Genomic DNA, 2,227 nt, shown 5'->3' on the forward strand with positions numbered 1-2,227 from the left:
TCCTGACCCTAGGCTTCAGGTCTCGTCGTCGCGAACGATCATGCGGGCGAGTGTCCGGGGGCATTCCTTTCGACCGCGGTCATCTCCACCACATTCTCAGCAACCCGATCTATGCCGGGCGAATCCGGCACAAGGGGCAGGTCCATGATGGGCAGCATCCCGCTATTATCGACCCACAGACGTGGGACAAGGTTCAGGAACTGCTGCAAAGCGGCGCCGCAATCTCTCGCGGCTCCAGGAAAAAGGCAACCACCTCGCCGCTGGCTGGCAAGCTCTTTGATGAAACCGGTGATCGCCTGACGCCCAGCCATAGTCGGAAGAACGGCAAGCGTCTGCGCTACTTCGTCTCCCGACGAGTAATTGCGGGTGGGTGCCAGAAACATCCGGATGCCTGGCGGCTGCCCGCTGAACAGGTGGAAGGGTTGCTGACGGAAATGATCAGACGCCATCTCGGAAAGCCGAATGCGGCGGCATCAGTGACACTGGGTTTGCCAGCGGCGGAGATCAGGATGACCGCCGAGAAACTGACGAATTGCATCGGCTCAGCTGACTGCCTCAATTTGATCGAACAGGTACATCTGCGGCCAGGCGCGATGCGCATTCAGCTGGACACTCTGGTTCTTGCAAAAAGGCTGGACTGCCTGCCGGGACAGATCAATGCATCGGAACTGACAATCGAAGCGCCATTCCAGATGCGCAGGAGAGGCGTCGAGCTGAAACTGCATCTTGGTGATCCCCCACCGGAGATCGACGAAACGCTGGTGCAGAACATCGCGAAGGGGCGCCGCTGGTTGGCAATGGTTATTGATGGCAAGTCGTTCTCAGAAATCGCAGACAATGAGAACGTATCAACACGCCGCGTCCAGGACATCGCCAATCTCGCATTGATCGCACCTGACATTCTGGATGCCATCACGCTTGGCGAACAATCCAGCGGCCTGACAACAGATTACCCGATCAAGACCCGCTTCTCCGCCATCTGGTCAGAACAGCGCGCGCAATTCGCTGCGCTCTAAAACTCCCTCTCCCCAAACTCGTACCGCCGGAATCGCAAACAGAGACTTCGGCCCGAAAACGGCCCTGAAAGCGCTCTGGATCGCGTCTCACTCCACACCGCGGTACTCCAAGCGCCGGGAAACGCGCGATAATACCAGAGCAAACCAGCGGTGGCATAATTCTAGGAAGTGTTTGGCAGGGGCAGCAGGGTTCGAACCCGCGACCTACGGTTTTGGAGACCGTCGCTCTACCAGCTGAGCTATACCCCTAAGGCCGAGCAGACGGGTATTCCAAGCCACACCCGAAATCAAGGCCCGAACGCGCCTGTCGCGGACAAAATTGTACCCGGCGGGATGGAACCCTCCTTTCCAGAGGTCCGACCGCCAGACGGATCATCACCCGACGCGCGGCGCACGTCGCTCCAGAGCGTCCACATCACCGCCGCAGATCTCCGCCTCGGCACTCAGGATCGTCTCGATGGGCCACTCCCACCACGCCAGCCGTTCCAGCCGCGCGATGGTCTCTGCGTCAAAGCGAAAGCGCAGAACACGCGCCGGATTTCCGGCGACGACCGAATAGGACGGCACACGGCCCGACACCACGGCGCCCGCGCCAATGATCACGCCATTGCCGATCTCCGCTCCGGGCAAAACGGTTGCGCCGGTGCCGATCCAGACATCATTGCCGATGATAGTATCCCGGCCCGGCTTGGGCATGCTCGGTCGGGACATCGGATCGTCCCCACCAAAGATCATGAACGGGAAACTCGAAATTCCGTCATGGCGATGGTTGGCCGACGCCGTGATGAATTGCACGCCACTGGCGATCTGACAGAACCGCCCGATCCGCAGCGTCTCCGGCGATGTCGGATAGAGATAGGGCGCAAGATGCGCGGCCCAGTCATCGGGAGGATGATGCGCCGACGCATAGCTGTATTCGCCCACCTCGATACGCGGATGGTCAAGAACGGGTTTCAGGAAAACGGTGCCCGCATGCGCGCTGCCATCGGGCAGCAGGACGGGGTTTACGGTGTTGGGGTCGGCAAAGGGGCCGGGCATGACATACCTCGTGATCTGGGAAAACTTGTCGGTTCAGATCAGAGATGTGTTCACGTCGCCCTCCATCGGTTGCCCAACGGGCATACAGGAAATGGACCCGAAACAAAAGGGCCATCCCGAAGGATGGCCCCAAGCTCTGAAGGCCGGGCATGTCTGCCCGACTCGACAATGTC

2 protein-coding genes and 1 tRNA gene are annotated in these 2,227 nt (G+C 59.9%); 1 reads left to right on the top strand and 2 read right to left on the bottom strand.

All coding sequences use genetic code 11. The annotated features are described in order from the left end of the window. A partial coding sequence (locus MGEO_RS20965; RefSeq protein WP_233140066.1) for a recombinase family protein occupies window positions 1-1,016 on the top strand: 1,016 nt, incomplete at its 5' end. Between the two features lie 173 nt (window positions 1,017-1,189). Here the strand turns inward: MGEO_RS20965 and MGEO_RS20970 are convergent. Further along, window positions 1,190-1,265 (bottom strand) — tRNA-Trp (locus MGEO_RS20970). Between the two features lie 126 nt (window positions 1,266-1,391). Further along, window positions 1,392-2,054 (bottom strand): CatB-related O-acetyltransferase, encoded by a 663-nt coding sequence (locus MGEO_RS20975; RefSeq protein WP_085641682.1) that lies wholly within the window; start codon window positions 2,052-2,054, stop codon window positions 1,392-1,394. Window positions 2,055-2,227: the final 173 nt, after the last annotated feature.

This window comes from Marivita geojedonensis, from assembly GCF_002115805.1.
In the GTDB taxonomy this organism is placed as follows: domain Bacteria; phylum Pseudomonadota; class Alphaproteobacteria; order Rhodobacterales; family Rhodobacteraceae; genus Marivita; species Marivita geojedonensis.

Coding starts and splice junctions, on each gene's coding strand:
- MGEO_RS20975 (WP_085641682.1), bottom strand. CDS start 2,054: ATGCCCGGCCCCTTTGCCGACCCCAACACCGTAAACCCCGTCCTGCTG.